General features: G+C 73.2%; 16 protein-coding genes and 1 tRNA gene. 11 read left to right on the top strand and 6 right to left on the bottom strand.

Annotation, left to right across the window (positions count from 1 at the left end; genetic code table 11):
• Nucleotides 1-46: 46 nt before the first annotated feature.
• Nucleotides 47-2,041 carry a gamma-glutamyltransferase gene (gene ggt / locus AB0J42_RS10685; RefSeq protein WP_364291257.1) on the top strand — a complete coding sequence of 665 codons (1,995 nt, stop codon included), beginning with the start codon at nt 47-49 and terminating at the stop codon, nt 2,039-2,041.
• A 59-nt stretch (nt 2,042-2,100) separates the two neighbouring features.
• Here the strand turns inward: ggt and AB0J42_RS10680 are convergent, their stop codons facing one another.
• Nucleotides 2,101-2,277, bottom strand: a complete 177-nt coding sequence (locus AB0J42_RS10680; RefSeq protein ID WP_364291254.1) for a hypothetical protein — start codon at nt 2,275-2,277, stop codon at nt 2,101-2,103.
• 106 nt (nt 2,278-2,383) lie between these two features.
• Between AB0J42_RS10680 and AB0J42_RS10675 the strand changes: the two genes are divergently transcribed.
• Both AB0J42_RS10675 and AB0J42_RS10670 read left to right on the top strand, forming a co-directional pair.
• On the top strand, nt 2,384-3,166 hold the full coding sequence (locus tag AB0J42_RS10675; protein ID WP_364291252.1) for an SURF1 family protein: 783 nt from the start codon (nt 2,384-2,386) through the stop codon (nt 3,164-3,166).
• 2 nt (nt 3,167-3,168) lie between these two features.
• Nucleotides 3,169-3,477: a DUF3817 domain-containing protein gene (locus AB0J42_RS10670; protein ID WP_364291249.1), complete on the top strand. Its 309-nt coding sequence runs from the start codon at nt 3,169-3,171 to the stop codon at nt 3,475-3,477.
• A gap of 19 nt (nt 3,478-3,496) precedes the next feature.
• Here AB0J42_RS10670 and AB0J42_RS10665 read toward each other — a convergent pair whose 3' ends face one another.
• The 3 genes from AB0J42_RS10665 to AB0J42_RS10655 all read right to left on the bottom strand — a co-directional run bounded on the left by AB0J42_RS10665 (nt 3,497) and on the right by AB0J42_RS10655 (nt 5,749).
• The gene (locus AB0J42_RS10665) at nt 3,497-3,688 is read right to left on the bottom strand and encodes a hypothetical protein (RefSeq protein WP_364291246.1); all 192 of its coding nucleotides are present in this window, start codon (nt 3,686-3,688) and stop codon (nt 3,497-3,499) included.
• Between the two features lie 104 nt (nt 3,689-3,792).
• Complete coding sequence (locus AB0J42_RS10660; protein ID WP_364291243.1) at nt 3,793-4,914, bottom strand: protein kinase; 1,122 nt, start codon at nt 4,912-4,914, stop codon at nt 3,793-3,795.
• Nucleotides 4,907-5,749: an arylamine N-acetyltransferase gene (locus AB0J42_RS10655; protein WP_364291240.1), complete on the bottom strand. Its 843-nt coding sequence runs from the start codon at nt 5,747-5,749 to the stop codon at nt 4,907-4,909. The genes AB0J42_RS10660 and AB0J42_RS10655 overlap by 8 nt, the downstream gene beginning before the upstream one ends.
• Nucleotides 5,750-5,892: 143 nt before the next feature.
• Here AB0J42_RS10655 and AB0J42_RS10650 point away from each other — a divergent pair, with 143 nt between their 5' ends.
• The 6 genes from AB0J42_RS10650 to AB0J42_RS10625 all read left to right on the top strand — a co-directional run bounded on the left by AB0J42_RS10650 (nt 5,893) and on the right by AB0J42_RS10625 (nt 11,836).
• Nucleotides 5,893-6,177 (top strand): hypothetical protein, encoded by a 285-nt coding sequence (locus tag AB0J42_RS10650; RefSeq protein ID WP_364291237.1) that lies wholly within the window; start codon nt 5,893-5,895, stop codon nt 6,175-6,177.
• Nucleotides 6,178-6,542: 365 nt separating this feature from the next.
• The gene (locus tag AB0J42_RS10645) at nt 6,543-7,580 is read left to right on the top strand and encodes a DUF4173 domain-containing protein (RefSeq protein ID WP_364291234.1); all 1,038 of its coding nucleotides are present in this window, start codon (nt 6,543-6,545) and stop codon (nt 7,578-7,580) included.
• Between the two features lie 15 nt (nt 7,581-7,595).
• Nucleotides 7,596-9,131 (top strand): amidohydrolase family protein, encoded by a 1,536-nt coding sequence (locus AB0J42_RS10640; protein WP_364291814.1) that lies wholly within the window; start codon nt 7,596-7,598, stop codon nt 9,129-9,131.
• 29 nt (nt 9,132-9,160) lie between these two features.
• Nucleotides 9,161-10,249, top strand: coding sequence for an alanine racemase (locus AB0J42_RS10635; RefSeq protein WP_364291231.1), 1,089 nt, complete (start codon nt 9,161-9,163; stop codon nt 10,247-10,249).
• A complete protein-coding gene (locus AB0J42_RS10630) occupies nt 10,246-10,626 on the top strand; it encodes a Rid family detoxifying hydrolase (RefSeq protein WP_364291228.1) in 381 nt (126 codons plus the stop codon). The genes AB0J42_RS10635 and AB0J42_RS10630 overlap by 4 nt, the downstream gene beginning before the upstream one ends.
• 13 nt (nt 10,627-10,639) lie before the next feature.
• Nucleotides 10,640-11,836, top strand: coding sequence for a hypothetical protein (locus AB0J42_RS10625; RefSeq protein ID WP_364291225.1), 1,197 nt, complete (start codon nt 10,640-10,642; stop codon nt 11,834-11,836).
• 9 nt (nt 11,837-11,845) lie between these two features.
• Here the strand turns inward: AB0J42_RS10625 and AB0J42_RS10620 are convergent, their stop codons facing one another.
• Nucleotides 11,846-12,463, bottom strand: a complete 618-nt coding sequence (locus AB0J42_RS10620) for a LysE family translocator (protein WP_364291222.1) — start codon at nt 12,461-12,463, stop codon at nt 11,846-11,848.
• Nucleotides 12,464-12,566: 103 nt separating this feature from the next.
• Here AB0J42_RS10620 and AB0J42_RS10615 point away from each other — a divergent pair, with 103 nt between their 5' ends.
• Nucleotides 12,567-15,305, top strand: coding sequence for an AAA family ATPase (locus AB0J42_RS10615; RefSeq protein WP_364291811.1), 2,739 nt, complete (start codon nt 12,567-12,569; stop codon nt 15,303-15,305).
• Here the strand turns inward: AB0J42_RS10615 and AB0J42_RS10610 are convergent.
• Nucleotides 15,295-15,672, bottom strand: a complete 378-nt coding sequence (locus AB0J42_RS10610; RefSeq protein ID WP_364291219.1) for a response regulator — start codon at nt 15,670-15,672, stop codon at nt 15,295-15,297. The genes AB0J42_RS10615 and AB0J42_RS10610 overlap by 11 nt on opposite strands.
• A 115-nt stretch (nt 15,673-15,787) precedes the next feature.
• Here AB0J42_RS10610 and AB0J42_RS10605 point away from each other — a divergent pair.
• Nucleotides 15,788-15,859 (top strand) — tRNA-Arg (locus AB0J42_RS10605).
• The last annotated feature ends 128 nt before the right edge of the window (nt 15,860-15,987 follow it).

Here is a 15,987-nt window from a genome sequence, read left to right as displayed (position 1 = left end):
CAGGGGGCCCTACCACGCACGGGGTACCTGAGTCATCGTGGAGACCATGCGCCGAGCGATCGTTCCCGCTGCAGCCGTCCTCGTCATGCTGACGCCCGCCGCCCCCGCCCTGGCCACCCCGCCCGCACATCACAGACCCCAGAAGGTCCCCGTCACCGAGGGGTATGAAGGCGGGGTTTCCCAGAAGGTCCCTGTCACCGAGGGGTACGAAGGCGCGGTCCCCCAGAAGGTCCCTGTCACCGAGGGGTACGAAGGCGCGGTCCCCCGGAAGGTCCCTGTCACCGAGGGGTACGGAGGCGAGGTCCCCCGGAAGGTCCCGGTCACCGAGAGGTACGGAGGCGAGGTCCCCCGGAAGGACCCGGTCACCGAGAGGTACGGGGGCGAGGTCCCCCGGAAGGACCCGGTCGCCGAGGGGTACGGGGGCGCGGTCGCCACCGTAGACCTGGATGCCTCGAAAGCCGCCGTCGGCGTGCTCAAGAAGGGCGGCAACGCCATCGACGCCGCGGTGGCCGCCGGCGCGGTGCTGGGCGTGACCGAGCCCTACTCCGCCGGCCTGGCCGGCGGAGGCTTCATGGTCTACTACGACGCCGAGCGCCGGAAGGTGCACACCATCGACGGCCGCGAGGCGGCGCCCCGGGCCATGACGGCCACCTCGCTGGAGGGCATCCCGTTCGAGGAGGCGGTCACCAGCGGGCTGTCGGCGGGCGTGCCCGGCGCGCTCGCCCAGTGGGACCTGGCGCTGCGGAAATTCGGCACGCTCTCGCTGAGGCAGGCTCTCCAGCCGGCCGTCAAGGTCGCCTCCAGGGGGTTCGTGGTCGACCAGACCTTCCACGATCAGACCGCGCAGAACGCCGGCCGGTTCAAGGACTTCACCTCCACGGCGAAGCTCTACCTCCCCAACGGCGCGCCGCCGCCCGTCGGCTCCGTCTTCAAAAACCCCGAGCTCGCCGCCACCTACCGCGAGCTGGGCAGGCGCGGCATCGGCTGGCTGTACGGGGGACAACTCGGCAAGGAGGTGGTGGCCACGGTCAAACGGCCCCCGGTCGCCCCCGGCGTCGCCAGGAACGTCAGGCCCGGCCTGATGGAGCTGCGTGACCTGCGCGACTACCGCGCGCTGCTCCGCGAGCCGGCCAAGTCCGGCTTCAAGGGGATGACGGTGTACGGCATGGCGCCGCCGTCGTCGGGCGGCTCGACCGTGGGGGAGGCGCTCAAGATCCTCGACTCGCTGCCCGGGGTCGGCGTGCACGAGTACCTGGAGGCGTCCCGGCTGGCCTTCGCCGACCGCAACGCCTACGTCGGCGACGTGCCGGGCGTGCCGCTGAAGGAGCTGCTGTCGGACGGCTTCGCCAAGGAGCGCGCCTGCCGGATCGGCGAGCGCGCGATGGCGCATCCGGCCGCACCAGGAAACCCTGACGGCTCGTACGAGACCTGCCCGGCACCGTCGGGCACCGCCGCGGAGACCGCGGCCGAGGGCCCGGAGACCACCCACCTGGTGGTGGCCGACCGGTGGGGCAACGTCGTCGCCTACAACCTGACGATCGAGTCGACCGGCGGCAACGGCATCGTGGTGCCGGGCCGCGGTTTCCTGCTCAACAACGAGCTGACCGACTTCACCTTCGGCCCCGCGCCCGGCGACCCGAACCTGCCCGGGCCCGGCAAGCGGCCGCGCTCGTCGATGGCGCCGACGCTCGTGTTCGACCACGGCAGACCGGTCATGGCGCTCGGCACGCCGGGCGGCTCCACGATCATCACGACCGTGCTGCAGATCCTGGTCAACCGGTACGAGTTCGGCATGTCGCTGCCCGAGGCGCTCGCCGCTCCCCGGGCCACCCAGCGCAACACCGCGCAGACCCAGGCCGAGCAGGGCTTCCTCGACGCGTACGAGGAAGAGCTGGAGGCCAGAGGCCACGACCTGGTGCTGAACCCGGAGATCGGCGCCGCGACCGCGCTGGAGTTCCTCGGCCGGGGCCGCGTCCAGGCGGTCGCCGAGCCGTCCAGGCGCGGCGGCGGCAGCGCCCTGGCCGTGTGCCCGTGCCGCTGATCACCGGGCAGGACGAGAACCCGCCACGTCCCGTGGCGGGTGAGCCCCTGTGACGCCGTCTAGCGGAGCAGGAGGAAGGCCGCCACGCCGATGACGACGACGGCGACGACCACCGCGATGATCGGCAGAACGGGCGACTTCTTGGCTTCGGCGGCGGCCGACTCCTGCTCGGACCGCTGCGCGAACGCGCGGAACTGCTGGGTGTTGCCCGCCGGATCGATATGCTGATCGGACATGGGCGCCAGCCTAGCCTGATCGGTTGCCGTATTTGCACGCTTTACGAGGTTCTATTTCCGGCGGGCTGGTTACGGAACCGGTCGCTCGGGCGGATAGTTTGAATCCATGCTCAAGACCCTGCTGTCGCCGCGCCTGCTGGGGCTGCACCTGCTCACGATCGGGGTCGTGATCGCGTTCATCATGCTCGGGCGCTGGCAGCTCGGCGTGTTCAACGACTCCGGCAAGCCGGTGCTGGCGACGGACCCCGACCCGGTGTCCGTCACCGAGCTGGCCACCCTCAGCGCGCAGATGCGGGCCGACGCCGTGGGCCGCAGGGTCACCGTGGAAGGCGTCTACGACGCGGGCCGCCAGCTCCTGGTCGCCGACCGGCGGCCCGACGTCGACATGCCCGGCGGCAACGTGTCACGCGGCGAGGGCTACTGGGTGCTGACCCCGATCCGGCTCGACGACGGCACGCTGATGCCGGTGGTGCGCGGCTGGGTGGCCGACGCCGCCGACCCCGCCGTCGCGGACGTGCCGGAGGGCAGGCTGAGCGTGCCGGGCCGGCTCCGTCCCCAGCAGGGCAGCGACGCCGTCCAGCGCAGGGCCGAGGGTCTGCCGCCCGGCCAGGTGCAGACGGTGTCGACCGGCGAGCTGGTCAACCTGTGGCAGGGCGAGCGGGTCCGCACCGGCTACGTCGTGGCCGAGCCGCCGTCGGGGGCGCTGACCCAGGTCGCCTCGAAGCCGCCGATGGCCGGCGGCGAAGTCACCTGGCGGAACCTCGCCTACGCCGCCAACTGGTGGATCTTCGCGGGGTTCGCCGTGTTCATGTGGTTCCACTTCGTACGCGACGCCGTACGAGCGGATCGGGACCGTGAGAAGTCCCCCGAGATGGTTCTGGAAGGTTAACGGTGGAATCGGCTCTCAAGCCCTTCCGGGTGCTCGCCTACGTCGTCGGCGTGATGCTGCTCGTGCTCTGCGTCGGCATGGTGCTGCGCTACGGCTTCGACATCCCCGGCCCGTCGAAGGTGATCTCGCCCATCCACGGCGGCCTCTACATGCTCTACCTGGTCGCGGTGATGAACCTGGGCATGAAGGCGCGCTGGACGTGGCCCTACATGCTGGGCGTCATGCTCGGCGGGACCGTGCCGTTCCTGTCGTTCTACGTCGAGAACCGGGTCACCCGGCGGATGACGGCGGCGACGGCGGCGGAGGCCTGACAGCCCCCGCCGGATCGCCTCATCGGCCGATGCCGCGCCTGCGCGCCCTCTTGAGCCGCTCGCGCTGCGACGGGTCGAGCATGAAGTAACCGACCACGGGGGCTCCGATCACGCCGAGGACGACGAGCAGGGTCAGCCAGCCGGGCAGGAAGATCCACGAGAACAGCACGGCGAGACCTGCGCCGATGGCGTACTTCTGGATTGGCGACATCCTCAACATCCTCCGAACGCGGAGCGCACGCCCCGCCTCTCCTGCATTCTGCGTCGTGCGGACAACGATCGGGACCCCGGCGGGGTTCCCGGTCACGATATATCTCAACTGGTGAGCACGCCAAGGAGCTGCCGCCGCAGCGCCTCCGGCGTAGGCCGCTCGGCGGCCACCCCCGACAGCAGCCCCACCAAGTACGGTCCCAGCGGCCCCGCACGCAGCAGCGACGCGCCCGGCGCGGGCGGCCTGCCCTCCACGGCCAGGAACAGCGTGGCCCCGAGCGCCCACAGATCGCCCGCCCGCCCCGGCACGCCCTCCGGCGGCGCGTAGCCGGGCGGCGGCACCGGCACCGGCGGCGGGATCAGCGACGCCCGCCCCTCCCCGTCGATCAGCACGCTGCCCGGCTGCACCCCGCCGTGATGCTCGCCGCGCGCGTGCAAGGCGGCCAGCCGGTCGAGCACCGCCAGCCCCACCGCCGCCGCCCGCGCGGGCGGCAGCGGGCCGTCGACGGCGACCACCCGGTCAAGGGAGCGGTCCAGAGCGAGCCGCCGCAGCGTCCACTCCACCGTCTCCACCGGCGGCGCGGCCGGCGTCAGCATCGCCCCGATCAACGCCCGGAACGGGTCCACCGGCTCGGCCGGCGAATGGCCCGGCGGCCTGCCCTCCACCGCGAAGTGCAGCGTGGCGGCCAGCGACCACAGATCGGCCCGCGGCCGCATCCCCAGCGACGGCAGCCCGAACCCCGTCAGCAGCGCCCGCCCGGCCGGCGACAGCAGCACGTTGCCCGGCTGCACCCGGCCGTGCACGATCCCCGCCGCGTGCGCCGCCGTCAGCGCCGACAGCAGGTGCACCCCCACCCGGGCCGCCTGCCGGACCGGCAGCGGCCCCCGCCCGCGCACCGCCTGCTCCAGCGACGCCCCCTCCGCGAACGCCATCACCAGCCACGGCTCGCCGTCCGCCATCGGCACGTCCAGCACCGGCACGATCGCCGGATGCACGAAACCCGCCGCCCGCCGCGCCTCCAGCACCGCCTCGTCGAGCCGCCCGCCCGGGGCGCGCAGCCGCCGCACCACCACGTCACGGTGCTCCACCTCGTCGAAGGCCAGCAGCAGCTCACCCCCGCCGAGGGGGTTCAGCAGCCGATAGCGCCCCGCGAGCTTGCCGGCCTCTCCCATCGCCCCGCGCACCACCGATACGCCTCCCGACGAGCTGTGTACCCCGTCAGGCAAGCCACGCCTCATGCGCGGCGTGCAACCTGGCCCACAGCTTCTCCTTCTCCCTGTCGCTCACGTCGTCCAGCGGCAGGCGGAAGAGGTCGGCCAGCGCCGCGAAGTAGTCGCGCGGGCTGTCCAGCGTCACCCGCTCGGCCCCCACGCCCAGCCGCGACAGCACCAGCCCGCGCAACTGGTCGACGCCGCGGGCGTCCCGCCGCTGCACCACCGCGGTCCGCACGAACCCCGACTCCGGCGACGTGGACAGCTGCTGGTGCATGGCCGCGAACTCCGCCATCACCGCCGGAGCGGGCGCGAAGTCCATGCCCTGGAACGAGCCGCCCGGGTCGTGCTCCAGCCGCCATCCGCCCGGGGCCACCTCCGACGGGCGCAGACCGTACTCATGAGGCCCCTGCCGGTAGGAGCCGGCGACCAGCGGGAGCGGCTCGTGCAGCCCGTCGCCCAGCCCCACGTCCACCAGCCACACGCCGCCCGGGTTGGCCTCGCCCGGCAGCCCGGAGACCGTCAGCACCAGATGGTTGCCGTCGACGCCCGGCTCGGCGCCGCGCAGCTGCACCCCGCCCACGTGCCGCGTCACCGCGTACCCCAGCTTCGCCAGCAGCTCCGAGAACGCGCCGTTCAGGTGGTAGCAGTAGCCGCCCCGGCCGCCGATGATCCGGGCCGCCGACTCCAGCGGGTCCACCGTGGTGGGCCGGCCCAGCCAGATCTCCAGATTCTCGTACGCGACCCGCTCCACGTGCGCGGTGTGCAGGGCGCGCAGCGCGTCGGCGGAGGGCGCGGCGCTCTCCAGCCCGGGCAGTCCGAGGCGGCGTAGGTACGCAGGGATGTCCACCGTGCAAGTCTGCACCGGATGCGCATGGGTTGGGGAGTGCCGTCCGTCTGAAGTCGATCAGCTGGGAAAGGTTTCCGCCGCACGCGGTCTTGGTAGTCACATGGCTACAGTCAGTAGTCATCAACCGTCTGACAGGAGATACTGTGCGCTTCAACACTGCGGGTCTCGCCGGCGGCCTGCTCGCCGCCGCGGCGCTGTTCTTCGCTCTCGCGCCCGCCGCGTCGGCGACGACGAGCCATGACCCCCGCGACGACCGTCAGTGGAGCCAGTCGAGGCACCACCACGTCCATCCCTCCCGGGCCCACCGCGCCCGGCACAAGCACCACGGCCACCGGCACAAGCATCACAGCCACCGGCACAAGCACTACAGCCCCCGGCACAAGCACCACGGCCACCGGCACAACTGGCGCCACCACCGGGGCTGGTAAGACGCCCTGAGCACGGCCGGCGGCCTGGCGGGAGCACGACCCCGCCAGGCCGCCGGTACTTCTAGCAAGTCCGCCCGGCCGCCGACTCCGGCGGATCCCCCCGTGGTGGGCCGGCTCTCCAGGTTTTCGTACGCGCCCGGTCTGCACCGGATGTGCACGGATTGGGGAGTGCCGTCTGCACACCCCGCTCCTAGGCTCTCGGATGTGACGCAGCGGCGACGCATCCTCGTGGTGGAAGACGACCAGACCATCGCGCTGGCCGTACGGGACCGGCTGGCGGCCGAGGGATTCCAGGTCAGAACGGCCGCCGACGGGCAGGCCGGGCTCGCCGAGTTCGGCCGGGCCGAACCCGACCTGGTGATCCGGTGCGGCGGCGGATCCTCCCGGCCGCCGCGGGGCTGGGCATCACGGCGGTGCTGCTGGCGGTGTTCGGGCTGCTGTTCTCGTCGGCGGACCCGGTGTTCGCCGCCTACGTGACGCGGCTGACCACCGCGCCGGAGTGGGCCGAGTCGCTGCCGCTGCGGATCGTCCTGTTCGCGGTGTTCGCGGCGCTGGCGGCGGCGGTGGTGCTGGTGGCGCTCCGCCCGGTGGCCGACCCGGTGGGGCCGGACCTGAAGGTGCCGGTGAACCGGGCGGTCTGGCTGGTGCCGCTCACCGCCGTGAACCTGCTGTTCGCGGCGTTCGTCGCGGTGCAGATCACGGCGCTGTTCGGCGGTGACGCCTGGGTGCTGGAGACGGCGGGGCTCACCTACGCCGAGTACGCCCGCCAGGGCTTCTTCCAGCTCGTCGCGGTCAGCGTGGTGGTGCTCGGCATCGTCGCGGTGGCCGCGAGCGTGATCAGGACCGAGCGGCGGGAGCGCTGGGTGCTCGCCGGACAGCTCGGCGTGCTCTGCGCGCTGACGATGGTGGTGCTGTTCTCCGCGCTGCACCGGCTGGACCTCTACACGGACGCCTACGGGCTGTCGCGGCTGCGGCTGTCGGTGGAGGCGGCGGTGTACTGGCTGGGCGCGCTGTTCGCGCTGGTGCTGCTGGCCGGCGCGGGCCGTCTCGCGGGGCGCGGATCGGCGTGGCTGCCGCGTACGGTCGTGCTGGTGACGGGGCTGGCCCTGGGCGTCTTCGCGGTGGTGAACCCGGACCTGCGGGTGGCCGAATCCCAGGTCGCGGTCCGCGGCGTGCAGAAGCTCGACTCCGACTATTTGGGCGACCTCGGCGCGGAGGCGGTCCCGGCGCTGAACCGGCTGCCGGAGCCGCTGCGCAGCTGCGTGCTCGCCGACGTGGTGGCGGCCAACGAGCTGAGCCGCCCCGACCCGTGGAACGGCTGGAACCTGGCCAGGGCCGAGGCCCGCGCCCTGCTCGCCGAACACCCGGTCGCGGAGGGCGGGACGTGCCCGGGTCACCGATGATTGAATCGCAGGGTGATGTTCGATGTGATCATCCGCGGCGGGAGGGTGCTCGACGGCACCGGCGCTCCTCCGTACCGGGCGGACGTGGGCGTCAGCGGTGACCGGGTCGCCGCGGTCGGGCGGCTCGACGCGGCCGGTGCGCTGTCCGAGATCGACGCGGCCGGGCGGCTGGTGGCCCCCGGGTTCGTCGACTGCCACGTGCACGGCGACGCGGCGGTGTTCGACCCGGCCGTGCAGCTCGCCGCGCTCCGGCAGGGCGTGACCACGTTCGTGCTCGGCCAGGACGGGCTGTCGTTCGCGCCCGGCTCGGCCGAGACGGTGGCGTACGCGTCCCGCTACTTCGCGGCGGTCAACGGCGCGCTCGGCGAGGGCCCGCTGACCGTGGCCGATCTGCTCGACGGCTATGACCGCGCGGTCGCGCTGAACACCGCCTACCTGCTGCCGCACGGCACGATCCGCTACGACGTGATGGGCCACTCGCCCGCGCACGCCTCCCGCGACGACCTGGCGCTCATGCTGGCGGCGATCGAGCGCGGCCTGTCCGAGGGCGCGGCCGGGCTGTCGAGCGGGCTGGAGTACCTGCCGGGCCGGTACGCCACCACCGAGGAGCTGGCCGAGCTCTGCCGCCCGCTCGGCGGTCTCCCGTACGTCACCCACATGCGCGCCTACGGCCCGAGGGCCGGGGAGGGCCTCGCCGAGGTGGTCGAGATCGCCGAACGCTCCGGCGCCGCGGTGCACGTCTCCCACCTGCACGGCCCGGCCGGCCTGCTGCTGCCGCTGCTCGACCGTACGCTCGACGCGGGGGTGGACCTGACCTTCGACACCTACCCCTACCTGCGCAGCAGCACGATCCTGGCGATGGTGGCGCTGCCGCCGCGGGTGCCCGCCGCCGACACCGAGCGGGCCCTGGAGATGCTCCGCTCCGGTGAGCTGGACTCCTGGTGGCCGGAGCTGGAGCGGACCTGGCCGAGGCTGACGATTTCGCACGCGCCCGGCATGGAATGGTCCGAGGGCCTGACGATGGTCGCCGCCGCCGAACGGGCGGGGGTGACGCCGGCCGAGTTCTGCTGCCGCCTGCTGGTGGAGACCCGGCTGGAGGCCGGGTGCGTGGCGGCCCGTCCCGACGAGGGACCGGAGGGGGAGGAGTCGGTGCGTCGCGTGTTGCGCCACCCGTCCCACACGGGCGGCTCCGACGGCATCTATGTGGGCGGTCATCCGCACCCGCGCGGTTTCGGGGCGTTCGCCCGGTTCCTCGGCCGCCACGTGCGCGAGCTCGGCGACTGGACGTGGGAGCAGGCGGTGGTCCACCTGGCGTCGCATCCGGCGCGGCGCTTCGGGTTCGCCGACCGGGGGCTGCTGCGGCCCGGGTTCGCCGCCGATGTGGTGGTGTTCGACCCGCGCACCGTCGCCGACCAGGCCACCTACGAGGCGCCGCGGACGCTCGCCACCGGGGTGGAGGACGTGCTGGTGTCGGGGGAGCGGGTGCTCGCGGCGGGCGAGCCGACCGGGGCGACGCCGGGCAGGGCGCTCCGGTCAAGATCCGCAGGATAAGGTCGGAACCGGGCAGAGGGGGGAGTGCGGTGCCTGAGACGCTGGGGCGTTCGGTGTTCGACGGGGAGCTGGGCTTCCCGCTGATGGTCGTGCACCGCGACGCGCTGGACCACAACATCGCCACCCTGGCCGCCTTCGCCCGCGACCACGGGCTGGAGCTCGCGCCGCACGCCAAGACCCACATGTCGCCCGAGATCGCGGCCCGCCAGCTCGGCGCGGGCGCGTGGGGGCTGACCGTGGCCACGCCGGCCCAGGCGCGGACGGTGCGCGGGTTCGGCGTCCGCCGCATTCTGGTGGCCAACCAGGTCGTGGACCCGGCCGGGCTGCGCTGGGCCGCCGCCGAGCTCGACGCCGACCCGGACTTCACGCTGCTGTCGTTCGCCGACTCTCAGGCGGGGGTCGACATCCTCGCCGCGCACGCGGGCTCGCGGCCGTTCCCGGTGCTGGCCGAGCTGGGCCACCCGGGCGGACGGGCGGGCTGCCGTACGGTCGAGGAACTGCTGGAGCTGGCCCGCTACGTGGAGCGGACCGACGGGGTGGAGCTGGCCGGGGTCGCCGGGTACGAAGGAGCGCTCGGCACCGCCCAGGAAGTCCGGAAATATCTGGATCTGTTGCAGGAGGCGGTCGAACACCTCCGCGTCCGCACCCCGATCCTCACCGTCGGCGGCAGCCAGTGGTTCGACGTGATCGGCCGCCACCTGGCCGCCACCCAGGCCCGAGTCCTCCTGCGCAGCGGCGCCTACGTCACCCACGACGACGGCTTCTACCGCGAGCGCACCCCGTACAACCGGATGGACGGCGAGCTGCGCCCCGCACTAGAAGTGTGGGCGCACGTCCTGTCCACCCCCGAGCCCGGCCTCGCCGTGGTCGGCATGGGCAAGCGCGACGCCCCGTACGACGAAGGGCTGCCCGTGCCCAGGCGGGCCGGCGTCACCGTCGTCAAGATGCAGGACCAGCACACGCTCGTCCGGGCCGACGGGCTCCGGCCCGGCGACCTGCTCGCGTTCGGCATCTCCCACCCGTGCACCGCCTTCGACAAGTGGCGCGAGCTGCCCCTGGTCGACCGCGACTACCGGGTTGCCGGCACCATCACCACCCACTTCCAGGAGCAGCCGTGAAGAAAGAGCTGAGAACCACCGAGGGCGCCGCCCCCGTCGGCGCGTACTCGCAGGGGCTCGTGGTGGGCGACTTCGTCTACACCTCCGGCATGGGCCCGCTCGACCCGCAGACCGGCGAGATCGCCGGCGACGACATCGTCACCCAGACCCACCAGGTGATGCGGAACCTCGGCGCCATCCTGGCCGCGCACGGCCTCGGCTACGACGACGTCGTCAAGGCCACCGTCCACCTCCAGCACCTCAAGCGCGACTTCGCCGCGTACAACGAGGTCTACAAGTCCTACTTCACCGCTCCGTACCCCGTACGCACCACCGTCGGGTCGGAGCTGCTCGACATCCTGGTGGAGATCGACTTCGTCGCGCACAAGAGCGCCTAGAGGGAAGCCAGCCGTGGACAGTTCGGTGTTCGCCTTCGTCGAGGATCTGCGCGGCGAGGGCGTCGAGCGGGTGCTCGACAGGATCAGCGAGTACGGCGCGGCCGGCGTCACGGTCGGCGCCGTCCATCACGCCGCCCGCGACATCACCCCGCACGGGCTGTCCCGGCTGACCGTGCGCCACGACGGCGCGCACTTCACCCCGCCCGGCGACCTCTTCTCCGGGCTGCGGCTGCGGCCGCCGGCCGGCTACGAGGACGCCTTCGACGGGCTGCGCGAGGCGTGCGAGCAGCGCGGGCTCAAGCTGCACGGCTGGGCCGTGTTCCTGCACAACGCCACGCTCGGCGCCGAGCACCCCGACGTGACCGTCCGCGACTGCTTCGGCGACCGCGGCTCGCCCGCCGACCTGTGCCCGGCCCACCCCGACGTGCGGGCGTACGCGGTCGCGCTCGCCAGGGCGGTGGCCCGGCTCGGCGTCGACTCCGTGGTGGCCGAGTCGCTGCACTTCAGGCCGCTGCGGGCGGAGCGCTCGTTCGTGCCGCTGGGGCCGATGGACGCCTACCTGTTCGGGCTCTGCTTCTGCGACTACTGCCTGCACCGGGCCGCCGACCTGGGCGTGGACGTCGAGGTGGCGCGCGAGGAGTGCGCCAGGATCCTCGGCGGCGTGCTCGGCGGCGACCCGCCCGCCCAGGGCGAGGTCACCAGGGCCGCGCTGACCGCGTACGCCGGGCCCGACGTGGTCGCCTACGCCCGCGCCCGCTCCGAGACCGTCACCACGCTCGCCTCCGACGTGGCGACGGCCGTCGGCGAGGAGGGGTCGAGGCTGGTCTTCGCCGACGCCACCGGCGGCGTCAAGGGCTACACCGACGGGCTGCCCACCCCTGGGCTGGCCGCGCACGACGCCTGGCAGCTCGGCGTCGACCTGGTGGCGCTCGGCGACCTGGTGCCCGCCTTCGCGGTGTACGCCTACGCGCGCGACGCCGCCCGGGTGGCCGACGACGTCGGCGCCTACCTGCGCTCGGTCGGCAAGGACCGCGAGGTCCGGGTCGTGCTCCGCCCCGGGCATCCCGACAGCGACTCCACCGACCGGCTGGTCGCCAAGACGCGGGCGGCCAGGGCGGCGGGCGCCGCCGCGGTCGACTTCTACGCCTACGGGCTCATGCCGCTGCCGGTGCTCGACCGCATCCCGGCCGCCCTCGCCGAGGCGCGCTGACTCGTACGATCAACGTCTCCCGGCGAACGCGGCGGCCACGCCCAGGCCGAGGTAGATGACGCCGCTGGCGTACCGCAGGGCCCGCGCTCCGCGGACGAGCCGGCGGCCCAGCGCGCCCGCCGCGACCGCGTACACCACGTCCGAGATCAGCCCGAGCACCAGCAGCGTGAGCCCGAGCACCACCACCTGCAGCGCCGGCGCCCCCGCCGACGGGTCCACGAACTGCGGCAGGAACGCCAGGAAGAACAGCGTCACCTTGGGGTTCAGCACGTTGACCAGCACGCCCTCCAGGAACACCTGGCGGAGCGGCTGCCGGGGCGGCTCCTGCGCCGTCTCGTCCTCTTTCGAGGTGAACGCCCGGAAGGCCAGATAGCCGAGGTACGCCACCCCCGCCCACTTCACGACCGCGAAGAGCGTCGCCGACCGCGAGATCACATACGACAGTCCGGCGGCGGCCGCGGCGATGTGCACCAGCGTGCCCGCCTCCACCCCGAACGCGCTCGCCAGCCCCGCCGCCCTGCCCTGGGCGAGCCCCCGGGCGGTGATGTAGAGGTGGTTCGGCCCCGGGATCAGCACCAGGCCCAGCGAGGCGGCGGCGAACAGCAGATAGGTCGTGGGGGAGATCATGCCTCCGACTGTACGAGCCGCTCCGGCCCCCTTATAAGGGCCAATCGTCCCGGCTGTTCGTGGGCCGATTCCTGTCGCACCCGCGTGACATAGTGACTGCGTGATGCCTTCCCTCGTCGGCCGCGCGACCGAGCTGGACCGGCTCGTCCGCGTGGTCGAAGCGGCCGCCTCCGGCACCGCCGGGGTCGCGCTCGTCGGCGGCGACGCCGGCATCGGCAAGACCCGCCTCGCCACCGAGCTGATCACCGAGGCCCGCGCCCGCGGCTTCCACGCGCTGGTCGGCCAGTGCGCCGAGCTCGGCGACACCCTGCCCTACCTCCCGCTCGCCGACGCCCTGCGCGGCGCCGAGCCCGCCGTCGCCACGGCCGCCGCCGCCCACCCGCTGCTCGGCCAGCTCCTGCCCGGCACCGAGACCGTCCCGCAGGCCGGCCTCACCCAGCAGCGGCTGTTCGGCTCGCTGCTCGCGCTGCTCAACGAGATCCAGCCGGTGCTCTTCGTCATCGAGGACCTCCACTGGGCCGACCGGTCCACCCGCGACCTGCTCGTCTTCCTCAGCCGCATGGTGCAGACCGAGCGCGTCTGCGTCGTCGGCACCTACCGCACCGACGACCTCCACCGCCGCCACCCGCTCCGGCCCGTCCTGGCCGAGCTGAAGCGCCTGCCGGCCGTCACCACCGTCGAGCTGGGCCCGCTCGCCGCCGACGAGATGTCCGCGTACGTGTCCACGCTCGGCTCCGTCGGCGCCCGCGACCTCGACCTCATCGTCGCCCGCGCCGACGGCAACCCCTTCTACGCCGAGGAGCTGTTCGCCGCCCTGGCCGAGGGCGAGAGCCTGCCCGACGGGCTGGCCAGCCTGCTGCTCTCCCGGGTCGAGGTGCTCTCCCCGGCCGGGCAGCAGGTGCTGCGCGCCGCCGCCGTGGCGGGCCGCCGCGTCGAGGACGAGCTGCTGCGGGAGGTCTCCGGGCTGCCGGTCGCCGAGTTCGAGGAGGCGGTCCGGGAGATCGTCTCGCGCGGGCTGCTCCGCGTCCGCGGCCACGGCTACGCCTTCCGCCACGCCCTGCTCCAGGAGGCCGTCTACGGCGACCTGCTGCCCGGCGAGCGCACCCGCCTGCACGCCGCCTTCGCCCGCCTGCTCACCTCGCCCGCCGAGCTGGCCCACCACCACCTCGCCGGCCACGACCTGGCCGGCGCGCTGGCCGCCTCCGCCGAAGCCGGGCGCCAGGCCGAACGCCTCGGCGCCCCCGCAGAGGCCCACCGCCACTACGACCGCGCGCTCGGCCTGTGGGACCGCGTCCCCGGCGCCGCCGGCCTGGCCGGCGAGACCCGCGAGACGCTCGCCTTCCGCAGCGCCGTCGCCGCCGCCGACAGCGGCGACAACCAGCGCGCCGTCACCGCCCTGCGCGCCCTGCCCCAGACCTCCGAGGTGAGCGAACGCCTCGCCTACTACCTCGCCGAACTCGGCGACAAACCGGCCGCCGTCGTCGCCGCCGAACACGCCGTCGAGACCGCGCCCGGCCAGGTCGCGCTGGCCCGGGCCCTGGCCACGCTCGCCCGCGCCCTCATGTGGACCCCGCGCCACGCCGAGGTCGAAGAGCTCGGCCGGCGCGCACTCGACACCGCCCGCGCCGCCGGCGCCAAGGACGCCGAGACCAGCGCCCAGCTCACCCTCGCCCTCCACACCGAGGTCCACCACGGCCTCGCCAAGGCCCACGACCTGGTCCGGCTCGCCACCACCGGCGGCCACAGCGGCGACCTCGCCATGGACCTGCGCGCCCACTTCCACCACGCCCGCATCCACTACGACCAGGGCCTCATGGCCGATGCCGCCGTCGTCGCCGACGCCGGCATCCGCCTCGCCTACGAGACCGGCCTCAACTGGAGCACCTACGGCACCGAGCTGCGCTTCCTCCGCTTCCTCATCCACTACGCCTCCGGCGACTGGGACGAGGCCGAGAAGGTCGCCTCCGGCTTCGGCGCCCGCGTCGGCACCACGCCGGAGGCCACGCTGTCGTCGTTCGCCCTGTTCATCGAGGTCGGCCGGGGCAGCCCCACCGTGGAAAGCCGCCTGGAATGGCTGAGCCCCTTCAGCCACGACCCGTTCATCGCCTACATGTACCGCGGCCTGGCCGCCGAACACGCCCTCTGGCAGGGCGACCCCGCCGCCGCCCTCGACCACGTACACGCCGCCCTCGACGCCCTGCTGCTCCCCGGCGACGCCGCCGCCATCCGCATCTCCGCCACCGGCCTGTGGGCCCTCGCCGACCTCGGCACCACCGACGGCGCCGACGACCTCTTCGCCACCGCCCGCCACGCCGCCGAATCCGGCGTCATCGGCGAACGCGCCCAGCTCGGCCCCGAAGGCCAGGCCTGGGCCCTGCGCGCCGAGGCCGAATGGCACCGCGTCCACGGCCGCCCCGACCCCGAACTGTGGCATCAGGTCGCCGAAGCCTTCGCCTTCTTCCCGTACGAAGAAGCCCGCGCCCGCTGGCGCCTCGCCGAAGCCCACCTCGCCGCCGGCGACCGCGACGCCGCCCACACCGCCTGGGCCCGCGCCGACACCATCGCCACCCGGCTACGCGCCGAACCCCTCCGCCGCGCCCTCACCGAACTCGCCCGCCGCGCCCGCCTCACCAGCGGCACCACCGACGGCCCCCTTACCGCCCGCGAACGGGAAGTCCTCGCCCTCGTCGCCGAAGGCCACACCAACAAGGAGATCGCCGCCCGCCTCTACATCGCCCAGAAGACGGTCAGCGTGCACGTCTCCAACATCCTCGCCAAACTCGGCGTCTCCACCCGCACCCAGGCGGCGGCCACCGCCCGCCGTCACGGCCTCATCCCGTGACGAGGTCCCGCACCACCTCGATCAGCTCGGCCGGGTCGAACGGCTTCGTCAGATACGCGTCCACCCCGATCTCCCGGCCCCGGCGCTTGTCGTCGTCCTGCGCCCTCGCCGTGATCAGCACCACCTTGATGTGCCGGGTCGCCTCGTCGTCCCGCAGCCGCTGCGCCGTCGTCCACCCGTCCAGCTGCGGCATCATCACATCCAGCGTGACCACATCCGGCCGCACGTCCAGCACCCGATCCAGACAATCCTGCCCATCAGTGGCCGTCGCCACCTCGAACCCCTCAAGGTTCAGATTGACGGCGATGAGCTGACGAATGACCTCGTCATCGTCTACGACCAGAACTTTGCCAAGAACGTCACCCACGGCGGTCAAGCTAGCGGTAGCGGGACTGTCACGTGCGGTTTTCACCGGATGTGTTGGCGGACGGTTATCTGGTGCAGAGTGGGTCCCGGATACTGGTAGCCTTGGTTCTCGTTGAGCCCCCTTAGCTCAGGGGATAGAGCACCGGCCTCCGGAGCCGGGTGCGCAGGTTCGAATCCTGCAGGGGGCACTTTGCGATGTTTCAGGATATCCTCGAACCCCTGGTTCGGGGGTTTCATCTTGTTGGGGTTTGCCTGGGTGGGTAGTCGCGGTCAGGGGTGATCCTCACCTCGTCGGCCGAACCACAGTCGGCATCTT

It is taken from the genome of Nonomuraea sp. NPDC049649 (assembly GCF_040675175.1).
Taxonomy (GTDB): domain Bacteria; phylum Actinomycetota; class Actinomycetes; order Streptosporangiales; family Streptosporangiaceae; genus Nonomuraea.
Note: the sequence above shows the minus strand (reverse complement) of the source record. Positions and strands in the feature narration are given on the sequence as shown.